At 68.1% G+C, this 15,929-nt stretch carries 15 protein-coding genes and 1 pseudogene; 6 read left to right on the top strand and 10 right to left on the bottom strand.

The features are described 5' to 3' along the window. Positions 1-169 precede the first annotated feature (169 nt). Positions 170-1,198, bottom strand: coding sequence for an LLM class flavin-dependent oxidoreductase (locus MT346_RS02180; protein ID WP_243561121.1), 1,029 nt, complete (start codon positions 1,196-1,198; stop codon positions 170-172). A 106-nt stretch (positions 1,199-1,304) separates the two neighbouring features. Between MT346_RS02180 and MT346_RS02175 the strand changes: the two genes are divergently transcribed. Beyond that, positions 1,305-3,869, top strand: a complete 2,565-nt coding sequence (locus MT346_RS02175; RefSeq protein WP_243561120.1) for an RNA helicase — start codon at positions 1,305-1,307, stop codon at positions 3,867-3,869. Between the two features lie 171 nt (positions 3,870-4,040). On the opposite strand, the gene MT346_RS02170 is transcribed toward MT346_RS02175, so the two are convergent. From MT346_RS02170 to MT346_RS02140, 7 genes and pseudogenes are all read right to left on the bottom strand, one after another. After that, positions 4,041-4,853 carry a hypothetical protein gene (locus tag MT346_RS02170; protein WP_243561119.1) on the bottom strand — a complete coding sequence of 271 codons (813 nt, stop codon included), beginning with the start codon at positions 4,851-4,853 and terminating at the stop codon, positions 4,041-4,043. Beyond that, entirely contained in the window at positions 4,850-5,308 is a 459-nt protein-coding gene (locus tag MT346_RS02165; protein WP_243561118.1) for a hypothetical protein, read from the bottom strand. The genes MT346_RS02170 and MT346_RS02165 overlap by 4 nt, the downstream gene beginning before the upstream one ends. Before the next feature lie 39 nt (positions 5,309-5,347). Beyond that, complete coding sequence (locus tag MT346_RS02160) at positions 5,348-6,385, bottom strand: hypothetical protein (RefSeq protein WP_243561117.1); 1,038 nt, start codon at positions 6,383-6,385, stop codon at positions 5,348-5,350. A gap of 110 nt (positions 6,386-6,495) precedes the next feature. After that, the gene (locus tag MT346_RS02155) at positions 6,496-6,801 is read right to left on the bottom strand and encodes a DUF6507 family protein (RefSeq protein WP_243561116.1); all 306 of its coding nucleotides are present in this window, start codon (positions 6,799-6,801) and stop codon (positions 6,496-6,498) included. Between the two features lie 93 nt (positions 6,802-6,894). Further along, a pseudogene (locus MT346_RS02150) lies at positions 6,895-7,404 on the bottom strand (ribonuclease H); the annotation flags it as partial. A gap of 79 nt (positions 7,405-7,483) precedes the next feature. Then, positions 7,484-8,308, bottom strand: a complete 825-nt coding sequence (locus tag MT346_RS02145; protein WP_243561115.1) for a hypothetical protein — start codon at positions 8,306-8,308, stop codon at positions 7,484-7,486. Positions 8,309-8,381: 73 nt separating this feature from the next. Further along, positions 8,382-8,951 carry a hypothetical protein gene (locus tag MT346_RS02140; protein WP_243561114.1) on the bottom strand — a complete coding sequence of 190 codons (570 nt, stop codon included), beginning with the start codon at positions 8,949-8,951 and terminating at the stop codon, positions 8,382-8,384. A 103-nt stretch (positions 8,952-9,054) separates the two neighbouring features. On the opposite strand from MT346_RS02140, the gene MT346_RS02135 reads away from it, so the two are divergent. Continuing rightward, positions 9,055-9,306, top strand: a complete 252-nt coding sequence (locus MT346_RS02135) for a hypothetical protein (RefSeq protein WP_243561113.1) — start codon at positions 9,055-9,057, stop codon at positions 9,304-9,306. Between the two features lie 5 nt (positions 9,307-9,311). Here MT346_RS02135 and MT346_RS02130 read toward each other — a convergent pair whose 3' ends face one another. Together MT346_RS02130 and MT346_RS02125 are read right to left on the bottom strand one after the other, a co-directional pair. Continuing rightward, entirely contained in the window at positions 9,312-10,130 is an 819-nt protein-coding gene (locus MT346_RS02130; protein ID WP_243561112.1) for an aldo/keto reductase, read from the bottom strand. Positions 10,131-10,294: 164 nt separating this feature from the next. Further along, complete coding sequence (locus MT346_RS02125) at positions 10,295-11,500, bottom strand: MFS transporter (protein ID WP_243561111.1); 1,206 nt, start codon at positions 11,498-11,500, stop codon at positions 10,295-10,297. Positions 11,501-11,856: 356 nt separating this feature from the next. Between MT346_RS02125 and nrdH the strand changes: the two genes are divergently transcribed. The 4 genes from nrdH (at position 11,857) to nrdF (ending at position 15,852) form a co-directional block, all read left to right on the top strand. Further along, positions 11,857-12,090: a glutaredoxin-like protein NrdH gene (gene nrdH, locus MT346_RS02120; RefSeq protein ID WP_243561110.1), complete on the top strand. Its 234-nt coding sequence runs from the start codon at positions 11,857-11,859 to the stop codon at positions 12,088-12,090. Between the two features lie 112 nt (positions 12,091-12,202). Beyond that, a complete protein-coding gene (nrdI, locus tag MT346_RS02115) occupies positions 12,203-12,619 on the top strand; it encodes a class Ib ribonucleoside-diphosphate reductase assembly flavoprotein NrdI (protein ID WP_243561109.1) in 417 nt (138 codons plus the stop codon). A gap of 17 nt (positions 12,620-12,636) precedes the next feature. After that, on the top strand, positions 12,637-14,742 hold the full coding sequence (nrdE, locus tag MT346_RS02110; RefSeq protein ID WP_243561108.1) for a class 1b ribonucleoside-diphosphate reductase subunit alpha: 2,106 nt from the start codon (positions 12,637-12,639) through the stop codon (positions 14,740-14,742). A gap of 108 nt (positions 14,743-14,850) precedes the next feature. Then, positions 14,851-15,852 (top strand): class 1b ribonucleoside-diphosphate reductase subunit beta, encoded by a 1,002-nt coding sequence (gene nrdF, locus MT346_RS02105; RefSeq protein ID WP_243561107.1) that lies wholly within the window; start codon positions 14,851-14,853, stop codon positions 15,850-15,852. Positions 15,853-15,929 lie beyond the last annotated feature (77 nt).

Below are 15,929 nucleotides of genomic sequence, written 5' to 3'. Positions count from 1 at the left end.
CGACATGATCAGTGGAACGATGGTCAGACCATCTCGTGCGGATCAGGGACGAGATGGTCATCCGGCGTGAGGCCCCGGCCTTCACCACCCCGAAGCGGCCTCCGCCGGATGCACCGCACCGTCCGGTGTGGGGCATCCGGTCCGGTCCGACAGGGGCCTGGTCGTCGGCTCAGCCCTGCAGGTGCGGCGCGATCTGCTCGGCGATGACCGTCAGGATCCGCTCGTGCGACGCCGCGTCGCCGTTCGCCGGCAGGGTGATGACGAGCTCGTCGGTCGCGGTGACGGCCGGGTCCGCGCGCAGGGCGTCGACGATCGCGGCCGGCTCGCCCGACACGACCGTGCTGAAGCGGAACGGCGGGGTGCCGGACAGGGGGCGTCCCTCGTCGTCCATGCCTGCGGCGTAGCTGGTCAGGAACTCCTCGTGCACCTGGCGGTCGTGGTCGTCGAGCAGTGGCACGACGATGCGTCCGACGGCGACCTTCGGCGTGCGACCGACGTGCTCGCCCGCCGCCTGCAGTTCGGCGAACCGCGACCGGTAGGCGTCGATCTGGGCGGCCTGGGCCACCGCGAAGGGCTCACCGGTGTCCTCGGTGTTCAGGGTCGAGCAGTGCAGGCGCAGGCCCTTCTCGGCCGTGCGGACCGCGGTGCCCATGCTGCCCCCGCCCCACCAGACCCGACCGCGCAGCTCGGGGCTGAGTGGCTGCAGGGTCAGGTCGGCGTCGGCGGGGATGCTCTCGTAGCCCTTGCCCGCGGTGCCGAGGGCGTCGCCGTCCAGTACCTCGAGCAGGCGGGCCGCGCGGGCCTCGGCCTCGTCGCGGAAGCTCCGCTCGACGCTGCCGAACACCGGGTCGAGGATGGGCCCGTACCCGGCGATGCCCGTGCTGATGCCGAGCTGCACGCGCCCGCCGCTCAGCAGGTCGACGGTGCTGGCGTCCTCGGCCAGGCGCACCGGGTCCTCGTAGCGCATGCCGAGCACGGCCGTGCCGAAGCCGATCGTGCTGGTGCGCTGCGCCGCGGCCGCGAAGAAGGTCATGGGGCTGGTCAGGAACGGCTCGAAGTGCCGCCCGCGCACCCAGCCGGTGCCGTAGCCCAGTCGTTCGGCGGTCTCGAACAGCCGCAGGCCGTCCTCCAGTGCGGCGGCAGCGCCCGCAGGGCCGCCGTGGTTCGGGACGAAGGACAGGAAGCCGAGTTCACGCACGGGCCGAGTCTATGCGCTCGCATGGAAAGATGCGTCCGCATGCACTGGACTGGAGGCTCGGTGTGCGCCCGCCACGCGCCTCCCGTCCGGCTGGGAGGATGGTCGCATGACCGACGTCACCACCCAGCCACCACTCGTCGCCGCCCTGCCGGCGGCGCCCGGCGGTGTCGTCGACCCGGACGCCGTCTACCAGGCGTTCGCCGACTGGGCCGAGGCCAGCGGGCGACCGCTGTACCCGGCACAGGACGAAGCCGTGATCGAGCTGGTGTCCGGCGCCAACGTCGTGCTGAGCACCCCGACGGGCACCGGCAAGTCCCTGGTGGCCGCGGGCGCGCACTTCGCGGCGATCGCCGAGGGCAAGCGCAGCTGGTACACCGCGCCGATCAAGGCGCTGGTGTCCGAGAAGTTCTTCCAGCTCGTCGAGCTCTTCGGCGCGCAGAACGTCGGCATGGTGACCGGCGACTCGAGCGTCAACGCCGACGCCCCGATCGTCTGCTGCACCGCCGAGATCCTGGCCAACCTCGCGCTGCGTGAAGGTCCCGACGCCGACGTCGACGTGGTCGTCATGGACGAGTTCCACTTCTACGGCGACCCGGACCGCGGCTGGGCATGGCAGGTGCCGCTCCTGGTGCTCGAGCGTGCGCAGTTCCTGCTGATGTCCGCCACCCTGGGCGACGTGACGACCATCGCGGACGACCTGTCGCGACGGACCGGCCGACCCACGGCGCGCGTCACCGGGGTCTCGCGCCCCGTGCCGCTGGAGTACGAGTACGTGACGACGCCCGTGCAGGAGACCGTCGAACGGCTGCTGGACGAGGGCAAGGCGCCGATCTACATCGTGCACTTCGCCCAGGCGGCGGCGCTCGAACGCGCGCAGGCACTCATGTCCGCCAAGGTCGCCAGCCGCGAACGCCGGGACGCGATCGCCGAGGCCATCGCCGGCTTCCGCTTCAGCGCCGGCTTCGGGCAGACCCTGTCGCGGCTGATCCGTGCCGGCATCGGCGTGCACCACGCGGGCATGCTGCCGAAGTACCGACGGCTCGTCGAACAGCTCGCGCAACGCGGGCTGCTGCCGGTCATCTGCGGCACCGACACGCTGGGCGTCGGCATCAACGTCCCGATCCGCTCGGTGCTGCTGACCGGGCTGACCAAGTTCGACGGCACCAAGATGCGGCAGCTGTCGGCACGCGAGTTCCACCAGATCGCCGGTCGAGCCGGACGCGCGGGCTACGACACCGAGGGCGACGTCGTCGCCGAGGCGCCCGAGCACGACATCGAGAACGCCCGGGCCGTCGCCAAGGCCGGCGACGACCCGAAGAAGAAGAACAAGATCAAGCGCAAGAAGGCCCCCGACGGGTTCGTGTCGTGGGGACAGGCGTCGTTCGAGCGGCTCATCGGCGCCGAGCCCGAACCGATGGTCTCGCGCATGCGGATCACGCACGCGATGGTGCTCTCCGTCATCGCACGCGGGGGATCGGCGTTCGACTCGGTGCGCCAGCTGGTGTTCGAGAACCACGAGCCACGCGCACGCCAGCTCGCGTTGGCCCGTCGCGCGCTCACCATCGCGCGGACCCTGGTCAACGCGCAGGTCATCGAACGCATCCCCGGCGACCCCGCCACGTACCGGCTGGCCGTCGACCTGCAGCAGAACTTCGCGCTCAACCAGCCGCTGTCACCGTTCGCGCTCGCCGCCTTCGAACTGCTCGACCCGGAGTCGCCGACCTACGCGCTCGACATGGTGTCCATCGTCGAGGCGACCCTGGACGACCCGCGCGCGATCCTGTCGCAGCAGCAGTTCAAGGAACGCGGCGAAGCGGTCGCCCGGATGAAGCAGGAGGGCATCGAGTACGAGGAGCGCATGGAGCTGCTCGAAGAGGTCACCTGGCCGCGCCCGCTCGCCGAACTGCTGGAGGCCGCCTACGAGAGCTACGCCGCCGAACAGCCCTGGGTGCTCGACTTCACGCTGTCACCCAAGGCCGTCGTCCGCGACATGTACGAGCGGGCGATGACGTTCGGCGACTTCGTGCGGTTCTACCAGCTCACCCGCTCCGAGGGGCTCGTACTGCGCTACCTGTCCGACGCGTACCGCACCATGCGGCAGACGATCACCGAGGAGCAGCGCACCCCCGAGCTCGACGACCTGATCGAGTGGCTCGGGGAACTCGTGCGCCAGGTCGATTCGTCACTGGTCGACGAGTGGGAGGCCCTGGTCAACGGGGACGTGGCGCTCGCTGCCTCGGAGCACGAGGAGATCACGCCTCCGCAGCCCGCCCGGCTCACCGGCAACGTGCGGGCGTTCCGGGTGCTCGTGCGCAACGCGCTGTTCCAGCGGGTGCTGCTCGCCGCGCGCGACGACGTCGAGACGCTCGCCACGCTCGACGGCGCGGCGGGGTTCGGCCAGGACGAGTGGGACGCCGTGCTCGAGGAGTACTACGACGAGCACGACACGATCGGGATCGACGCCGAGGCACGGTCGATGCAGTACCTGGTGCTGTCCGAGCAGGGGCGCACCTGGCGTGCACGGCAGATCTTCGCCGACCCGGCGGGCGACAAGGACTTCGGGTTCTCGGCGACGATCGACCTCGACGCGTCGGACGACGCCGGCGAGGCCGTCGTGACCGTCACCGAGATCGGGCGGTTCGACGGGTGGGCCGAGGTCGACGTCGACTGAGGCGGTCAGGCCCCGCTTCCGGCAACACGGCTCGTGCCGTTGGCGCGGCCGGCGCGGCGTGCGTCCACGAGGAAGAACAGGCGGAGCTCGTGCGGATCGAGTGTCGCCTCGACCTGTGCGGAGTGGCGTTGGGCCCGCCGGACACCGGGGTTGTTCGAGAACACGGCGGTCTCAGCGGCGCACGAGCCGGTCGATGGATTGCCGGTAGACCGCCAGGACCTCGCGCATGACGTCGTTCGTGGCGGACGTGTGGAGTTCGACAAGGCCGCCGTCCCGGTTCTCGGGACGGAACCAGTCGAGGTCGCCCGCGCGGATCAGCTTCTGCCCGATCCCTGTGCGGGGCACACCGAACACGAACTCCGTCCACCGGCCCTCGGGCCAGGCGCGTCCGACACTCCAGCTCGTCGGGACCGGAGCGGGCGGGATCGCTCGGTCTGCGGCGATGCGTGCGGCGACGGCGTCACGTGGGTAGGCACTCGGACCGTCGCGGTGGTCGAACGTCCATGTCGGGCCGATCCCCATCCACGACACCAGGAGGCCGAGCGCGAAGGACTCCGTCGTGACGGTCAGGGTCACCCGCTGGTCGGTCGGCAGCTCCGGCTCGAGCAGCTGTGGGCCAGCGGCGATCACCACGCGGTCGGGTGCCATCCAGCACGACCACTTGCTCGTGACGCCGCCGCTCTGAGCCTCGGCGCCGAGGGAGATGACCGTGGCCTCGCGCGTCTGCAGGAACTCGTCGGCGGTCGGCGTGGGTGCTCCAGCGTCCGTGATGAGTTCGACGGACCGCAGCTCGTCGAACTCCGGACTCGACGACTTCACCCGGAAGAAGCGTCCCTTCCGTGCCCTCCAAAGCGCCTCCCAGCTGCCCTGCGTGATGCTGACGCCGCCTGTCGGGTACCGCTGCGCTGCTGCGACGCGGGCGAGTGACTCGCGGGGCGCCCCCCGACGCTCGGTCGTCGCGGCGTCGAGTCGGATGTCGCTCATGCGTTTCCCTTCACAGTGATCCCGCCAGCGATCATCTCGAAGAGCGACTCGACCCTGAAGCGGTCGCGGATCGACGCGCTCGTCGTCAGGTCAATGCAGTGCGAACTGGTCGAGAGGAGGAAACGCGTGACGTTGACGCAGACGCCGAGGTCTTCGTACAGGGACTCGACCACGCGACCCTCGTTGTCGTCGGCATACTCCCACGGCTGGTCGGCAACGACGTGCGACCACCCGGGGTAGGCGAGCGCCTCAGCGATCGCCTGGGCGCCGAGCGCGTGGATCGGCTCCGCGGTCTCGCGAACGACGAGGACCGCGTTCGCGCGGAACTCGACCTCGTCGGATCGGGGTTCAGCGACTGCGAGCAGCCCACCGCGCGGCTCGACCGTCTCCCACTGCTCAGGGACGAGCAGGTCGACGAGGTCGGTCGTCAGCGGGCGCCAACCTGGCACCGTCATGGTTGTGGTCCTTTCGTTGCCCGGGGCCGGACTGCGTGTTCACCAGTGGAACAGGTCGTCCATGAAGCGCTCTGCGCCCTCGCCCATCTTCTCGCCGACACCGCTGCCGATGATCCCCCCGACGAGCCCGCCGATGAGACCACCGGCGACAGTACCGACACCCGGAACGATCGATCCGATCGAGGCTCCGATCTGGGCTCCCATGATGCCGCCGGCGACGCCTCCGGCTGCGGAGACACCGCCAGTGACCACAGCATGCTCGGTCGCCTTGAGGTTCCTGTGTGTCTCTGACCATTCGGGATGTGCGGCTGAAGTGGACTCGTAGGAGTCGATGTACGCGCCGCCGACGGTTGCGACGACACCAACCGCGCCGAGGGCCTTGCCGCCGGAGCGCATCACTTTCGACAGGCCTTCGAGGTCGTCAGGACCAGCGAGGTGTCGCGGACCTGCGTTCTCGATCGACTGCGATCCCGGCAGCGCACGGCCACGCTTGGCCTGGCCCTCGATGCCACCTGTGGCCTGTGACGCGACACGCCGACCGCTTGGCGCGAGCAGCCTTCTCACCTGGAGCTCTGCGATCACGGCGTCCTTGAGATCGTCGTAGTTCGACATGATGCCGGCTGCGAGACCCATCGCGCCGCCGGCGCCCAGCGTCGTGTTGAGGGCCTTCGCGGCATCACCGAGCTGGTGCTGCGTGTACCGGGAGAGTCTGCGCAGCGTCGCTGCGCAGTCTCCGTCGGCCGTTGCGACAGCGGTGTTGAAGGTACTGATCCGGTCGAGGAGGCCGGTCGCCGTGTTGCTGTTGCTCGTCAGATCGGCGTCGGCGTCGGTGGCTGCCACAGCCGCTGCGTCGTTGGCCTTCCCGATGTCCTGCACGAGCGCGGCGCGCTGTGTGGCCAGCGTCGCGAGCGTCGTTGCGTAGGTGTGCAGGGCTCTGCGTGCATTCGCAGCGTCCTGGGCGATCACGTCGGTGGCCTGGCGCGGTCCACTCATGGCGTCGTGCACGTGCACCGATTCAGGAGTCTCGTAGACGCCAGCGGCCCGCAGGCGGCTCCACGTGGAGTCCACGGTGTCCATCGCTTCCGACAGCGCCGAGGCGACCTTGTCGAACGACGACGCGGCGGCATCGATGGCGCTTGCGTCCGGAACGACCGCGATCCCGGCGGTCGAGACGGTCGGAAGTGCAGTCACTGCGGCTTCATCGCCCAGGTTGCTGCCATCTGCTCGTCGCCTCGTTCGTACGCGTCGATCGCACTCGTGACGGCAGAGATGTTCGCGTTCAACCGGGCGCGGGTCGCTGCGATCTCCGCCTCGAAGAGGTCAGAGCCGAGCGACAGCAACGCCGCCTGCGTGTTCGGTCCCGCCGCCGAATGCGCTTGCTCGATGCTCGTCGCGGCTGCCTGCATTGCCGTCCGCATGCCGTCGTGCACGTCGGCGGACGCCTGGGCCAACACGCCCCGCGCGACGCCGGGAGCGATGCGCCATCCATCCATCGAGTTCCGTCCCCTCGTCCGAACTCAGCGATTGTGTTGTGCAACATACTCGCTCGGGATGGCGGGTTTCCGCAACTGCGGTCAGAACAGGGTGGCGGGCGGGGTCGGCTCGGCCAGGGGAGCGGGCTCGGCGACCTCGACACCCGGCCAGCCCGGGCCGGACGGCACTTCGGTGCGGTTCTGGTACGCGGTCGCAGCACCGCGTGCGCGGACGTCGGCAGCCTCGTTCATCTCGTGCCCCATGTGGCCGCGCACCCACTCGAAGGTGACCTTGCGACCCTGCAGCGCCTGGTCGAGCTCCTTGATGATCTCGACGTTCAGCACGGGCTTGCCGTCGGCCTTGCGCCAGCCCTTGCGCTTCCAGCCCGCCAGCCACTCGGTGCAGGCCTTGATGGCGTACTGGCTGTCGCACAGGATGTGCAGGGGCTCGCCGGTGTGCTCGGTGGCGTGCAGGAGCTGCAGGACGGCGGTCAGTTCGCCCTGGTTGTTCGTGCCCCTGGGCCATCCGCCGGCGGCCCACCGGTCGTCGTCGACGTACCAGGCCCAGCCGGCCGGGCCGGGGTTGCCGAGGGCTGAGCCGTCTGCTGCTGCGACGATCGTCACGGGGACCTCCTGAGGTGGGCGAGTGCCCGACCACGGTAGCGGACCGCCGGAGGTGACCCGGGCCTCCCGGGTCTCGTGTTCAGCGCGCCGACGGGTCCAGGTTGAGGTGGTCGTACTCGGTGAGCCACCCGTTCCGGGCGACCTGCATGTCCGGGTTCATCCAGCGGAGCTCGGGCACCGTGATGCCGAAGCGCTTCGCGACCGTGATCTGGTCGTCCCCGTGGGCGACGAGGTAGTCGGCCCCGCGGCTGCCCGTGACGTTCACCACGCCGTAGGCCCCGGGGCGCGCGGCACCCATCGTCACGGTCAGGTGCGGGTAGGGGTTCGGGACGCGCCAGGTCAGGGGCGCGACGGCCAGGACGTGCCCGGCCCACTCGGGAGCGTCGACGTCGCCGTTCGCGTCCGTCGTGACCGTCGGCACGAGCACGACGCTCTGCAGGAAGTCCGGGCGTGCTCCGACGTCGTCGAGCGGGGACGACGCCGGCGGTTGCGCGCCTGCTGCCCACTGCACCTGCCCGTACGGCGTGCCGTACCCGTCCGAGGGCTTCGGCACCGAGCGGCGGAACTCGAGCGTCATCGCCTGTGCCTCGGTCGAGCGGTACCCGGACAGCTCGGTGCGGAACGTGCCGTTCTCGGCGACCACCACGCGCACGTGGATGGCGGTGCGGCCGCTCGGCGAAGTGACGTCGGTCTCGGTGAGCACCGAGCCCGCAGGCATCGTCGGCGGATCGAGCGACACGGCCTGCACCGTCGGGTCCGCCGTGGGCGCAGGTGCGCTCGTGCCTGCAGCGCGGCTCGGTTTCGGGATCGGGTCATCGCCGCCGCGCAGGAGACTGCATCCGGTCAGCGCCACCACCAGGGCGACACTGCCCGCGGCTGCGACCAGGAACGGTCGTCGGTCCATGCTTCCCCCTCGATCTGGAATCGAGCGTACTGAGCGTCGGTCAGTTCGACCAGGGGCGTGACCGAACCGTAGCTCAGGCTGCGCGTTCGAGGGCAGACATCAGCGCTTCGCCGTCCGGCACGTCCCAGAACGCGACGATCCGCGGGCCGAAGAAGCCGTCGAGGCCGGTGTTGGCGTAGACCTGCTGGGCGTTCGCGGTACGGCCGAACCCCAACGAGGACGACCCGCTGGTCCCGCGCCACTCGACGGAGCAGTGGGTGCGGCCCTTCGACCAGTGTGTCTCGCGGTCGTCGCGTCCGACGCTCGTCTCGCTCGTGCGCTGCCCGTTCGTGATGAACGCACGGCGGTTCGTCACGGCGTATGCCTCCGTCAGCTTGCGGCGTCGCTTGACCACGAAACGACCGATCAGCAGGTGCAGGCCCATGAGCGCGAACAGCGAACCGATGACGGCGAAGAACCACGGTGCGCCCGAGCTGATCGCCTGGGTGAGCCAGAACGCGATGAAGCCGCACCACAGCACGCTGAACGGGACGAGGAACGCGTCACGGCCGGTGAACAGCACCCGGGGGTCGCTCTGGCCGGACCAGAGGAGCGTCTCTCCACTTCGGAGTTCGGCGGTGGCCAGGGCGCGAGGATCGATCACGAGTCGACGCTACCGATCCGGTTCGCGAAGCGCCGACCCCAGAGCTGGGAACCCGGTAGCCGCGCTGAGAATGTGCATGGTCGTCGGGCCTAGCGTCACGGTCATGAGCAACGACGACACCTCCGGCATCGGCCCCGACGACACGGACACCTCGTACAGCCCGTCCAGCGAGCGAGAGACGGAGGCATCGCAGACGCTGCAGCGCGACGACGACGACCTGCGCGAGGACGGCATCGACCCCTCGAGGGTCATCGCGGCACCGGGGACCGGCGGCGCGGACGACGCGGGTGACGTCGAGCCCGAGCCGGGGGACCTGCACCTGCCGTGGCAGTCGGAGGACGACCGCCAGGGCTGAGCCCGCTAGGACACCGGGTCCGGGTGGGAGCCCGTGCGCTGCCCCGACTCGAGCGTCGCGATCGCCAGCAGGTCGTCGTCGGACAGCGTGACGCCATCGACGTCGAGGTTCGAGCGGATCCGTGACGGTGTGACCGACTTCGGCAGCACGACGACGCCCTGCTGCACGTTCCACCGCACCAGCACCTGTGCGACGCTGACCCCGTGCGCGTCCGCGATGCGTGTGAGCACGGGTTCGTCGATCAGGCGCCCGCGACCGAGCGGTGACCAGGCGCCGGTGACGATGTCGTGCTCGTCGTGGAACGCGATCAGCTCGCGCTGGGGCAGCCACGGGTGCCGCTCGACCTGGTTGAGCACCGGGACCTGACCCGTCTCGCCGATGATCCGCTCGAGGTGCGGTACCTGGAAGTTCGAGACACCGATGCTTCGCGCCCGTCCGGACTCGTGCAGTTCGACCAGGGTGCGCCAGGTCTCGACGTAGCGGTCGTTCGCCGCCGCGGGCCAGTGGATCAGGTAGAGGTCGACCGCGTCGAGCCCGAGCCGCTGCAGGCTGGCGTCGAACGCGCGGAGTGTGGCATCGCGTCCCTGGTGGTCGTTCCAGACCTTGGTGGTGACGAACACCTCGTCGCGCGCGAGACCGGAGGCGCGGACCGCTGCCCCGACACCGCGCTCGTTGCCGTACATCTCGGCGGTGTCCACGTGCCGGTACCCGGCGGCCAGGGCCGTGCCGACGGCGGTCTCGGCTTCGGCGTCGTCGACCTTGTACACGCCGAAGCCCACGGCGGGGATGCTCCGACCGTCGCGGAGGGGGATGGAGGTGACCATGCGTCCATCCTGCCGGTCGTGGCGGGGGTGAGCCGGGCCTCCCGTCCGGTCCTGGCCCGTCAGGGGTGGTCGAATCGTGCGGAGTTGGTCGATTCGTGCGTGGGTGGTCGGATCTTCCGACTGCCAACGCGCGATTCGACCTCCTACGAGGGAGAGCACAGAGCTCAGGTGGGGAGGACCACCGGCTCGGTGTCGGGCAGGGGACTGGCGTCGCGCCCGCGCAGGTCGGGCAGCCACCGCTTGGCGATCAGCGGCAGCAGCACCCCGACGAATGCCGCAGCCACGCCGACGACCAGCCCACCGGTCGCGCCGTGCAGGTCGATCAGGAACCCGGCCACGGCGGATCCGCCGGCGGCCCCGATGAGCTGCCCGGTGCCCATCCAGCCGTAGGCCTCGGCGGTGTCGGAGAACTTGACGGTCGCCGAGACCGAGCCGAACATCACGGTCAGGGCGGGGGCGATGCCGGCGCCGGCGATCAGCAGGGCGAACGCCAGCCACCAGAACCCGGTGCCGAACGTGGCGAGCCCCAGGCCGATGAAGACGATGAGCATGCGCGCCCACAGCGAGTTCGGCGAGATCGGACGGTGCCCGAACGCCAGCCCACCGACCAGCGAGCCGATCGCGAAGATCGCCAGGACGATGCCGGCATTGGGGCTGCCCTCGCCGAACGCGCTGATCACGCCGGCCTCGACCGCGGCACATGCTCCGATGAGCAGCAGACCGGTCAGGGTCGCGACGACGACGGAGGGGCGCTTGAGCACGACGCCGAACGCGCGCTTGGACCGGGGGATGCGGACGCGGCCGAGCTCGGGGGACGCGATGAACCACGTGCCACCGATGACCAGGAACACCATCGCGACGACGATCGCCTGCACGGTGCCGATCTGCGTCGCGACGAACGTGGTGATGACCGGGCCGGCGACCCAGATGAGCTCTTGCGCGCTGGCGTCGAGGGAGAACAGGGGCGTCAGCTGCGCCGAGGTCACCATCTTGGGGTAGATGGTGCGGACGGCCGGCTGCACGGGCGGGACGGCCAGACCGCCGATGAACCCGATGAGCACGTAGGCCCACAGCGGCATCAGCACGAAGGCGATGACGCCCATGCTCAGCAGGGCGACCAGGCTCGTCAGGACGAGTACGGGGCGCATGCCCCAGCGGCCCATCCACCGGCTGGTGAGCGGACCGGCGAGGGCCTGGCCGACACTCGTGGTCGCCAGCACCAGACCGGCCGAGCCGTACGACCCGAACAGGTGCTCGACGTGCAGCAGGTACGCCAGCGAGAGCATGCCGAACGGGAAGCGCGCGGTGAGCTGAGCGGCGATGACACGGCCGACACCGGGGGTCTTCAGCAGGGGCCCGTACGTACTCACATCCAGGAGTGTACGGACCAGACGGGCGGGCTCGCAGGCGGTGTCACCCGTCCGGGGGAGCGGCCCGGATCCGGCGTTCTCAGACACGCCGACGCAGGGGTACGGATCGCGTGTTTCCACACCGGTGGACAGCCCCCTCCACAGGCTGTTGGGAGTGTCGGTGGTGGGTGCGACACTGGCGGAAATCCGGGGCTGTGGGGAATCCACAGACTGTGGATGGCGTTGTGGAGAACTACAGGGGTGTAACACTTCCTCTAGTGGTCCAACCGATCATCGGGCACAACATGTAGTAGCGTCGTGCTCAGCACAGCACCAGAACTTCGGGCCCGGTTTCGAGCCCAGAACCAGGGGTAATCATGGCCGTCACCGTCTACACCAAGCCGTCCTGCGTCCAGTGCACCGCGACGTACCGGGCCCTCGACAACAAGGGCATCCAGTACGAGGTGCACGACGTCTCCACGGACGACGCCGCGCTCGAGCACGTCAAGAGCCTCGGCTACCTGCAGGCACCCGTCGTCGTCACCGACGACGACCACTGGTCGGGCTTCCGTCCCGACAAGATCGCGACGCTCTCCGCCGAACTGGCGTAAGGCGCCTCCCGTCCGTCGGGCGGTGGAGCGGGTCCGTTCAGGAGGCCCGACCCACCACCCACGGACACCCTCCGGTCCGTCTGTCCGCACCGTCCGTACGAGGAGCGACACCATGAGCCGACTCGTTTACTTCTCGAGTGTGTCCGGGTACACCGCACGCTTCATCGAGAAGCTCGGCCGCGACGCGGACCGGATCCCGCTCTACCCGAGCGAACCGTTCCTGCACGTGGACGAACCGTACGTCCTCGTCCTGCCCACCTACGGTGGCGGCAACGGCGAGGGAGCGGTCCCCAAGCAGGTCATCAAGTTCCTCAACGACGAACGCAACCGGTCACTGATCCGGGGCGTCATCGTCGGGGGGAACACGAACTTCGGCGAGGCCTACGGCCTTGCGGGCGACGTGGTCTCACAGAAGTGCCACGTGCCCGTGCTCTACCGGTTCGAACTCTTCGGAACGCCTGACGACGTGTCGGCGGTCAACTCAGGATTGGATGCATTTTGGACGCAGCAGTTGCAGACGTCGATCTGACGTCGCCGACGACGGGGATGGACTACCACTCCCTCAACGCGATGCTCAACCTCTACGACGCGGACGGCAACATCCAGTTCGACAAGGACCGCGAAGCTGCCAAGCAGTTCTTCCTGCAGCACGTCAACCAGAACACCGTCTTCTTCCACAACCTGCAGGAGCGGCTCGACTACCTGGTGGAGAACGAGTACTACGAGCAGGCGACGATCGACCTGTACTCGATGGACTTCATCCAGCGGCTCAACGACCTGGCGTACTCCAAGAAGTTCCGGTTCCAGACGTTCCTCGGTGCGTTCAAGTACTACACGAGCTACACGCTCAAGACCTTCGACGGCAAGCGCTACCTCGAACGCTTCGAGGACCGCGTCGTGATGACCGCCCTCGGCCTGGCCCAGGGCGACGAGCAGCTCGCGATCAACCTGGTCGAAGAGATCATCGCCGGGCGATTCCAGCCCGCGACCCCGACGTTCCTGAACACCGCCAAGGCCCAGCGCGGTGAACTCGTCTCCTGCTTCCTGCTGCGCATCGAAGACAACATGGAGTCGATCTCGCGCGGCATCAACTCGTCGCTGCAGCTGTCCAAGCGCGGCGGCGGTGTTGCCCTGCTGCTGTCGAACATCCGCGAGGCCGGCGCCCCGATCAAGCAGATCGAGAACCAGTCCTCGGGCATCATCCCCGTGATGAAGCTGCTGGAAGACTCGTTCTCGTACGCCAACCAGCTCGGTGCGCGTCAGGGTGCCGGCGCGGTCTACCTCAGCGCTCACCACCCGGACATCATGAAGTTCCTCGACACCAAGCGCGAGAACGCCGACGAGAAGATCCGCATCAAGACGCTGTCGCTCGGCGTCGTCGTGCCGGACATCACGTTCGAGCTCGCGAAGAACAACGAGGACATGTACCTGTTCTCGCCGTACGACGTCGAGAAGGTCTACGGCGTCCCCTTCGGTGACGTCCCGATCTCCGAGAACTACCGCGCGATGGTCGACGACTCGCGCATCAAGAAGACGAAGATCAAGGCGCGCGAGTTCTTCCAGACCATCGCGGAGATCCAGTTCGAGTCGGGCTACCCGTACATCGTGTTCGAGGACACGGTGAACAAGGCCAACCCGATCAAGGGCCGGATCAACATGTCGAACCTGTGCTCGGAGATCCTGCAGGTCAACACGCCGACCACCTTCAACGAGGACCTGTCCTACAAGGAGATCGGCAAGGACATCTCCTGCAACCTCGGCTCGCTGAACATCGCGCTGACGATGGACTCTCCCGACTTCGGCAAGACCATCGAGACCGCCATCCGCGGCCTGACCTCGGTCTCGCAGATGTCGCACATCTCGTCCGTCCGCAGCGTCGAAGACGGCAACGACAAGTCGCACGCCATCGGCCTGGGCCAGATGAACCTGCACGGCTACCTGGCTCGTGAGCGCGTGTACTACGGCTCCGAAGAAGGCATCGACTTCACGAACATCTACTTCTACACCGTGCTGTTCCACGCCCTGCGCGCCTCGAACAACATCGCGATCGAGACCGGGGAGACCTTCGACGGCTTCCGCGACTCGAAGTACGCGTCGGGTGAGTTCTTCGACAAGTACACCGACCAGGCCTGGACGCCGGCGACCGCCCGCGTGGCATCGCTGTTCGACAACGCGAACATCACGATCCCCACGCAGGACGACTGGAAGGCGCTGAAGGCGTCCATCCAGCAGCACGGCATCTACAACCAGAACCTGCAGGCCGTCCCGCCGACCGGTTCGATCTCGTACATCAACCACTCGACGTCGTCGATCCACCCGATCGCGTCGAAGATCGAGATCCGCAAGGAAGGCAAGCTCGGCCGCGTCTACTACCCGGCGCCGTTCATGACGAACGACAACCTGGACTACTACCAGGACGCGTACGAGATCGGTGCCGAGAAGATCATCGACACGTACGCCGCGGCGACGCAGCACGTGGACCAGGGCCTGTCCCTGACGCTGTTCTTCAAGGACACCGCCACCACGCGTGACATCAACAAGGCGCAGATCTACGCATGGCGCAAGGGCATCAAGACGATCTACTACATCCGTCTGCGCCAGCTGGCACTCGAGGGCACCGAGGTCGAGGGCTGCGTCAGCTGCATGCTGTAGCGGCTGGTCGCTGAACGCGACCACCCACCGGACTGGAGGCTCGTGGCGAGCCCGCCCCGAGCCTCCAGTCCGTCACCTGTTCTGAACCACCACTTCCGGAAGAACGCAATGACTCTCACCGACCCGGTCCACGCCACCGGCAAAGCCGTCCCGCTGATCCGTTCGGTCAGCGCGATCAACTGGAACCGCATCCAGGACGAGAAGGACGTCGAGGTCTGGAACCGCCTCGTCAACAACTTCTGGCTGCCCGAGAAGGTGCCGCTGTCGAACGACGTGCAGTCGTGGAACACCCTCACGCCGGAAGAGCAGCAGCTCACCATGCGCGTGTTCACCGGTCTGACGCTCCTCGACACCATCCAGGGCACCGTCGGCGCGATCAGCCTGATCCCCGACGCGGTCACCCCGCACGAGGAATCCGTCTACACGAACATCGCGTTCATGGAGTCGGTGCACGCCAAGAGCTACTCGTCGATCTTCTCGACCCTGGCGTCGACGCCCGAGATCGACGATGCCTTCCGCTGGTCCACCGAGAACGTGAACCTGCAGAAGAAGGCACAGATCGTCCTGGACTACTACACCGGTGACGACCCGCTGAAGCGCAAGGTCGCGTCGACCCTGCTCGAGTCGTTCCTGTTCTACTCCGGCTTCTACCTGCCGATGTACTGGTCTTCGCGCGCGAAGCTCACGAACACCGCTGACCTGATCCGCCTGATCATCCGCGACGAGGCCGTCCACGGGTACTACATCGGGTACAAGTTCCAGAAGGGGCTCGAGGGCGCCTCGGAAGAGCGCAAGCAGGAGATCAAGGACTACACGTTCAGCCTGCTGTTCGAGCTGTACGAGAACGAGATCCAGTACACGCAGGACCTCTACGACCAGGTCGGGCTGACCGAGGACGTCAAGAAGTTCCTGCACTACAACGCCAACAAGGCGCTGATGAACCTGGGCTACGAGCCGATGTTCCCCAAGGAGACGACGGACGTGAACCCGGCGATCCTGTCGGCGCTGTCGCCCAACGCGGACGAGAACCACGACTTCTTCTCGGGGTCGGGGTCGTCGTACGTCATCGGCAAGGCGGAGAGCACTGAGGACGAGGACTGGGACTTCTGATCCTGGTCGGACTCTGACTCTGACTCGTGGAACGCCCCGCTGGCTTCGGCCGGCGGGGCGTTCTTCGTCTCGACCCC

Origin of the sequence: Curtobacterium sp. VKM Ac-2922 (genome assembly GCF_022815645.1) — a bacterium.
Lineage (GTDB): Bacteria > Actinomycetota > Actinomycetes > Actinomycetales > Microbacteriaceae > Curtobacterium.
The sequence above is the reverse complement of the archived record's forward strand: the minus strand, read 5'-3'. Positions and strand labels throughout refer to the sequence as shown.

Excerpts from the sequence above, each read along its gene's own strand:
- MT346_RS02175 (WP_243561120.1), top strand. The coding sequence starts at position 1,305 with ATGACCGACGTCACCACCCAGCCACCACTCGTCGCCGCCCTGCCGGCG.
- MT346_RS02170 (WP_243561119.1), bottom strand. The coding sequence starts at position 4,853 with ATGAGCGACATCCGACTCGACGCCGCGACGACCGAGCGTCGGGGGGCG.
- MT346_RS02165 (WP_243561118.1), bottom strand. The coding sequence starts at position 5,308 with ATGACGGTGCCAGGTTGGCGCCCGCTGACGACCGACCTCGTCGACCTG.
- MT346_RS02160 (WP_243561117.1), bottom strand. The coding sequence starts at position 6,385 with ATGGACACCGTGGACTCCACGTGGAGCCGCCTGCGGGCCGCTGGCGTC.
- MT346_RS02155 (WP_243561116.1), bottom strand. The coding sequence starts at position 6,801 with ATGGATGGATGGCGCATCGCTCCCGGCGTCGCGCGGGGCGTGTTGGCC.
- MT346_RS02145 (WP_243561115.1), bottom strand. The coding sequence starts at position 8,308 with ATGGACCGACGACCGTTCCTGGTCGCAGCCGCGGGCAGTGTCGCCCTG.
- MT346_RS02135 (WP_243561113.1), top strand. The coding sequence starts at position 9,055 with ATGAGCAACGACGACACCTCCGGCATCGGCCCCGACGACACGGACACC.
- MT346_RS02130 (WP_243561112.1), bottom strand. The coding sequence starts at position 10,130 with ATGGTCACCTCCATCCCCCTCCGCGACGGTCGGAGCATCCCCGCCGTG.
- nrdH (WP_243561110.1), top strand. The coding sequence starts at position 11,857 with ATGGCCGTCACCGTCTACACCAAGCCGTCCTGCGTCCAGTGCACCGCG.
- nrdI (WP_243561109.1), top strand. The coding sequence starts at position 12,203 with ATGAGCCGACTCGTTTACTTCTCGAGTGTGTCCGGGTACACCGCACGC.
- nrdE (WP_243561108.1), top strand. The coding sequence starts at position 12,637 with ATGGACTACCACTCCCTCAACGCGATGCTCAACCTCTACGACGCGGAC.
- nrdF (WP_243561107.1), top strand. The coding sequence starts at position 14,851 with ATGACTCTCACCGACCCGGTCCACGCCACCGGCAAAGCCGTCCCGCTG.